The sequence below is a fragment of the Nocardia sp. NPDC004260 genome (assembly GCF_053603155.1).
Map to the genome: position 1 here is coordinate 59,281 of NZ_JBSGEZ010000045.1, position 6,267 is coordinate 65,547.

Here is a 6,267-nt window from a genome sequence, read left to right on the forward strand (position 1 = left end):
CACATTCCTGGATCGGATCGCTCGGGTCCGCGAAATCGGCGCACGCTGGAAGTGCCTCCTGGAGGGGGAGGACATTCCGGGCGGTTCCGGATCCGAATGTGAAGGGGCGTAGCTATGTACGAGGCGAATGCGACCGTGATCGGAACGATCGCCACCCATCCGGTCAAGCGTGATCTGACCAATGGCGAGCAGGTGGTCACCTTCCGATTGGCGAGCAATTCCCGCCGACTGGACCAGACGTCGGGGCAGTGGGTGGACAACGGCACTCTCTATCTCACCGTCAGCTGCTGGCGCAGGCTGGTGGCAGGTGTCGACGCGTCCCTGCGGCGCGGCGATCCGATCATCGCCTACGGCCAGCTGCGCTCCCATGAGTACCGGAGCAAGGATGGTGTGGAGCGACGGGATCTGGAGATGCGCGCCACCGCGGTCGGACCGGACCTGTCCCGCTGTGTCGCGCACCTGACGCGGCAGTCCGACCTGCCGCCACGGAATACTTCTGCGGTCGCGAGCGCTGAAGGTCAGGTGCCGGTGGGCGGCGCGCCGGGGGAGAATATCGTTGCCGCCGATTCGGCACCGCCGCACGGCAACGCGCCCGAGCCTGTCGACGCTTGATCGCATGGCCGGTTTTCGTCCCGGCGGCAGGGTAGCTCTGCTTCGTCCCCCCATCTCTCGCACCGATAGGCTTCACACTTATGGCTGAGTTCATCTACCAAATGAAGAAGGTTCGCAAGGCGCACGGCGACAAAGTCGTGCTCGACGATGTCACCTTGAACTTCCTTCCCGGCGCCAAGATCGGCGTCGTCGGCCCGAACGGCGCGGGTAAATCCAGCGTGCTGAAGATCATGGCCGGACTGGACCAGCCGAACAACGGTGACGCGTTCCTCGCCGCCGGCGCCACCGTCGGGATCCTCCAGCAGGAGCCGCCGCTCAACGAGGAGAAGACCGTCCGCGGCAACGTCGAGGAGGGCATGGGCGAGATCAAGGTGAAGCTGGATCGCTTCAACGAGATCGCCGAGCTGATGGCCACCGACTACTCCGACGAGCTCATGGAGGAGATGGGCAAGCTGCAGGAGGACCTGGATCACGCCGACGCGTGGGACCTGGACTCCCAGCTCGAGCAGGCGATGGACGCGCTGCGCTGCCCGCCGCCGGACGAGCCGGTCACCAACCTCTCCGGTGGTGAGCGCCGCCGCGTGGCGCTGTGCAAGCTGCTGCTGAGCAAGCCCGACCTGCTGCTGCTCGACGAGCCGACCAACCACCTGGACGCCGAGAGCGTGAACTGGCTCGAACAGCACCTGGCGCAGTACCAGGGCGCTGTGCTCGCGGTCACCCACGACCGGTACTTCCTGGACAACGTCGCCCAGTGGATTCTCGAGCTGGACCGCGGCCGCGCCTACCCGTACGAGGGCAACTACTCCACTTACCTGGAGAAGAAGGCCGAGCGGCTCGAGGTGCAGGGCAAGAAGGACCAGAAGCTGCAGAAGCGGCTCAAGGAAGAACTCGCCTGGGTCCGTTCCGGCGCCAAGGCCAGGCAGGCCAAGAACAAGGCCCGTCTGGGGCGGTACGAGGAGATGGCGGCTGAGGCCGAGAAGATGCGGAAGCTGGACTTCGAGGAGATCCAGATTCCCGCGGGCCCGCGCCTGGGCAACGTGGTGGTCGAGGTCGAGCACTTGGACAAGGGCTTCGGTGACCGTCAGCTGATCAAGGACCTGTCGTTCACCCTGCCGCGTAACGGCATCGTCGGCGTGATCGGGCCCAACGGCGTCGGTAAGACCACGCTCTTCAAGACCATCGTGGGGCTCGAGTCGCCGGACAGCGGCGAGGTGAAGGTCGGCGAGACGGTCAAGCTGAGCTACGTCGACCAGAATCGTGCCGGCATCGACCCCAAGAAAACTGTCTGGCAGGTGGTCTCCGACGGTCTCGACTACATCGAGGTCGGCCAGCAGGAAATGCCGTCACGCGCCTACGTGAGCGCGTTCGGCTTCAAGGGCCCCGACCAGCAGAAGCCGGCGGGCGTTCTGTCCGGCGGTGAACGTAACCGGCTGAACCTGGCGATGACGCTCAAGCAGGGCGGCAACCTGATCCTGCTGGACGAGCCGACCAACGACCTCGACGTCGAGACCCTCGGCTCGCTGGAGAACGCGCTGGAGAAGTTCCCCGGCTGCGCCGTGGTCATCTCGCACGACCGCTGGTTCCTGGACCGCACCTGCACCCACATCCTTGCGTGGGAGGGTGACTCCGACAACGAGGCCAAGTGGTTCTGGTTCGAGGGCAACTTCGAAGCGTACGAAGCCAACAAGGTCGAGCGGCTCGGCCCGGAAGCGGCCCGCCCGCACCGGGTTACGCACCGCAAACTCACCCGCGGCTGAGTTCGGCGGCGTAGGCGGGTGCACGGTGCGGCCGCACCCGCCCTACGTGCCCGCACTGCCTGGATGCTGTGGCCGGGCGAGGACGACACCGCCGCGAAAGCCCGGATTTCGGCGGACCCCCACGGTTCGACTTCGGGCGGCGCAGGACCTCGCCTGTGGAAGGCCCCGGTTGGCGGTGCTTGCTGGGGGCCATTGGGGGCAAGACAGGGACATGGGACGCATATGTTCCCGGGGTGGGTCACCCGGGTGCAGTTCGCACCGCGCCGCGTAAGCCTTGTTCGGCCTGGCCGGTGAGCGGGGAAGGGCTCCGACTGTCCGGGGCGCCTTCACCGCCGCTGAATCTGGTGATGGCGGGGTTTCTCCTTGCCAGGGTGCCCGCTGCCGGGCACAAGCGAGCGGGCGCTGCCTGGCATTTGCTGGTGTGCGATGCGGAGCGGTTGAGCCCGGAGTTCGGGTCGAGAGCTGGGGGCGACGGCCGCGGTGGGGTGGCGCGAAAAGTCTTTCCGGGGAACGCGGAACAGGAGTGACACCTACCCGCGCGTAGCTCGCTAGGGTGGGAGTCGTGAATGCGCAGGCGCAGTTCGAGCAATCGGTGGCTTCGACCGCCGACGCGGTGGTCGAGCTGACCCGAGGTACCGGTGCGGCGCCGCTGCCGCCACGGATACGACCTGTCGCGCTCACCTGACATTCGCGGGTCCGACTTCTGTGCTGTGCCCGAGGTTGTCGCGTGTGATCTCGGCACACGAGCGGCGAACTCCGCCGCCGTGGTGAACCACCGGATGTGGAAAGGGAATTCACCCACGCGTCATCGGCGCACAGTTACTCTCGGACCGGCGTCACTTTGTTACGGAACCGATATCCGAGGGAGTTGGCGAAAAATGACCGTCTCGTCCGAATTGTCCAGCGCGGCGTGGGCCGCGGGTTTGCCGCAGTCACTGCGCGGCGAAGTCGCGACGCTCGAGGAGGCGTACTTCCGCCACGTCGACGCGGGCGATGTGGACTGTGCGATCACCGGCATCACCCAGATCTTCCGAAGGCACTTGGAGTTGGCGGTGACGCGCCGCCCCGGTCGCGCCCTGGTGCGGGTGTACCACCCGGACGACGGCTCCGGAATCGGTGCGGCGGTGCAGATCGTCACCGATGACATGGCGCTGCTGGTCGAGTCGATCAGCTCGTCGCTGAGCCGGATCGGCGTCAGCGTCAGCGAGATCATCCACCCGATCTTCGAGGTCGAGCGGGACGAGGAGGGGCGGCTGACGCACGCCGCCGCGCATGAGGTGGACGGCACCGGCGGGGCGGGACTGCGGGAGTCCTGGATGCACGTGCAATTGCACCCGTCGACCAGTGCGGCGCTGCTGGCCAAGGTCGAATCCGCGGTGCCGGACGTCGTGGACGACGTGCGTCAGGTGATCGGCGACACCGAGGCCATCGAAGACGTGCAGAGCAGACTGGCCGACGATCTCGAATCGGCCGCGCGATCCGGGTCCGCGCCGTTCCAGCCGACCGAACTGACCGACACCGCTCACTTGCTGCGCTGGCTGGCCGGGGGGAACTTCACCCTGCTCGGCTACGCGCGCTACCGGCTGAGCACCGACCAGGGCCGCGAGATGTCCACCGTCGTGCCCGAGACCTGCCTCGGCGTGCTTCGGCCCGACGTGGGCACCGACTTCCACGTGCCGGTCAACGGCGGTGACCGTCCGCTGCTCACGCTGACCCAGGGGCTGGTCCCCGCCACCGTGCATCGTGCGGTGTATCCCTACTTCGTCGGTGTCGCCGATTTCGACGCCGACGGAACCATCGTCGGTGAACACCTGTTCATCGGCGTCTTCACCGTCACCGCCGTGCACGAGAACGTTCTGGACATCCCGGTGATCGAACGCCGGGTCCGTTCGGCGATCGAGGAGAGCGGATTCGACCTGGACTCGTTCTCCGGTCAGGCCATGCTCGAGGTCATCCAGTCCTTCCCGCGCACCGAGCTGTTCTCCGCCGATGCCGAGACGCTGCGCCGCACCGCCACCGCCGTGCTGAGCGTCAGCTTGCGGCGTCAGGTGCGCCTGTTCCTGCGCGCGGACACCTATGGCCGCTATGTCGCCTGCCTGGTCTATCTGCCGCGTGACCGGTACACCACCCGCGCGCGGCTCGAGATGCAGGAGATCCTGGTCCGCGAACTGGGTGGCGTATCCATCGACTATTCCGCGCGGGTGGGCGAAAGCGATTTGGCGCGAGTGTATTTCACCGTGCGCATGCCGGAGGCCGAGCTCGGTGTCCCGCGTCGTACGCCGCCCGGCGCCGATACCTCCGAGCCCACCCGGCTGCGCTTGCAGAACATGCTCGCCGAGGCCACCCGCACCTGGGAGGACCGGCTGAACGACGAGGTGAGCACGTCGACGGTGCTCGATCCCGCGGTGGTGCAGCGATACGCGGAGGCCTTCCCCGAGGGTTACAAACAGGATTTCGCCGCGGCCCGCGCGCTGCGGGACATCGTGCGCCTGGAACATTTGCGAGACGGCGTCATCGATCAATATCTGTACCGGAAGCCGGATTCGGCACCGGGCTCGTGGCGTTTCACGCTCTACGTCGGTGGTAGCGGCATCTCCTTGAGCCAGGTGCTTCCGCTGTTGCAGAGCCTCGGTGTGGAGGTGGTCGACGAGCGGCCGTACCAGATCGCGCTGGAGGCGGCGGCGGACGGCACCGGCGGTGAGCGGTGGATCTACGACTTCGGCTTGCTCGCCCGCCCGGAGCTGCTGCGCAGTTCGCTCGATCGCGATCTGGACGCCGAACTGCTCGAGTCCTCCAAACGCGCCGACGTGCTGGCGGCGGAGGTGCGCGGCCTGCGGGAACGGTTCGTGGAAGCCTTCGCGGCCATGTGGTACGGACGCGCGGAAGCGGACGGGATGAACGAGCTCGTGCTGCGTGCCCGGTTGCCGTGGCGGGCCGTGTCGATCCTGCGCACCTACGCGAAGTACTTGCAGCAGGCCGGTTTTCCGTACAGCCAGGCCAACATCTGCCGTGTGCTGCTCACCTATCCGGATATCGCGCGCCTGTTCGTCGACCTGTTCGCCGCGCGCTTCGATCCCGATTCCGTCTCCGCCGAGCACGCCGCGGAACTGGATACCCAGGTGCGCGGGCGGATCGACGAGGTGGTCAGCCTGGACGCGGACCGCATCCTGCGCGCGATCCTCGGCCTGGTCAAAGCGACGCTGCGGACCAACTTCTACGTGACCGACGCGGAAGGCAAACCGCGCGACTTCGTGTCGGTGAAGGTCGAGCCACGGGAGATCGCCGAACTGCCCAGGCCGAAGCCGCAGTTCGAGATCTTCGTGTACTCGCCGCGGGTGGAAGGCGTGCACCTGCGCTTCGGGCCGGTGGCGCGCGGCGGTTTGCGGTGGTCGGATCGGTTGGAGGACTTCCGCACCGAGATTCTCGGTCTGGTCAAGGCGCAGGCGGTGAAGAACGCGGTCATCGTGCCGGTCGGCGCCAAGGGCGGTTTCGTGGTCAAGCAGCCACCGGCAGCCACCGGCGATCCGGTCGCGGACCGGCAGGCGCTTGGCGCCGAGGGCGTGGCCTGCTATCGCACGTTCATTTCCGGCCTGCTGGACGTCACCGACAACGTCGATCGCGCGAGCGGGAAGGTACTGCCCCCGGCCCGGGTCGTGCGGTGTGATGGTGACGACACCTATCTGGTGGTGGCCGCGGACAAGGGCACCGCGACGTTTTCCGATATCGCCAACGACGTGGCCCAGAGTTATGGCTTTTGGTTGGGTGACGCGTTCGCTTCCGGTGGTTCGGCGGGTTATGACCATAAGGCGATGGGCATCACCGCCAAGGGTGCGTGGGAAAGCGTCAAGCGGCACTTCCGTGAGATGGAGATCGATACCCAGACCCAGGATTTCACGGT

General features: G+C 66.7%; 4 protein-coding genes. All 4 read left to right on the forward strand.

The genetic code is table 11. The annotated features are described in order from the left end of the window. Nucleotides 1–114: 114 nt before the first annotated feature. Nucleotides 115–612, forward strand: a complete 498-nt coding sequence (locus tag ACWEO7_RS24645) for a single-stranded DNA-binding protein (RefSeq protein ID WP_452426443.1) — start codon at nucleotides 115–117, stop codon at nucleotides 610–612. 80 nt (nucleotides 613–692) lie between these two features. Then, nucleotides 693–2,369: an energy-dependent translational throttle protein EttA gene (ettA, locus tag ACWEO7_RS24650; RefSeq protein WP_039796561.1), complete on the forward strand. Its 1,677-nt coding sequence runs from the start codon at nucleotides 693–695 to the stop codon at nucleotides 2,367–2,369. A gap of 562 nt (nucleotides 2,370–2,931) precedes the next feature. Beyond that, the gene (locus tag ACWEO7_RS24655; protein ID WP_355075915.1) at nucleotides 2,932–3,054 is read left to right on the forward strand and encodes a hypothetical protein; all 123 of its coding nucleotides are present in this window, start codon (nucleotides 2,932–2,934) and stop codon (nucleotides 3,052–3,054) included. Nucleotides 3,055–3,247: 193 nt separating this feature from the next. After that, on the forward strand, nucleotides 3,248–6,267 hold a 3,020-nt coding region (locus ACWEO7_RS24660; RefSeq protein ID WP_452426445.1), incomplete at its 3' end, for an NAD-glutamate dehydrogenase domain-containing protein.

What these genes read in the sequence shown, in the direction of transcription:
- ACWEO7_RS24645 (WP_452426443.1), top strand. Translation starts at nt 115, where the DNA reads ATGTACGAGGCGAATGCGACCGTGATCGGAACGATCGCCACCCATCCG.
- ettA (WP_039796561.1), top strand. Translation starts at nt 693, where the DNA reads ATGGCTGAGTTCATCTACCAAATGAAGAAGGTTCGCAAGGCGCACGGC.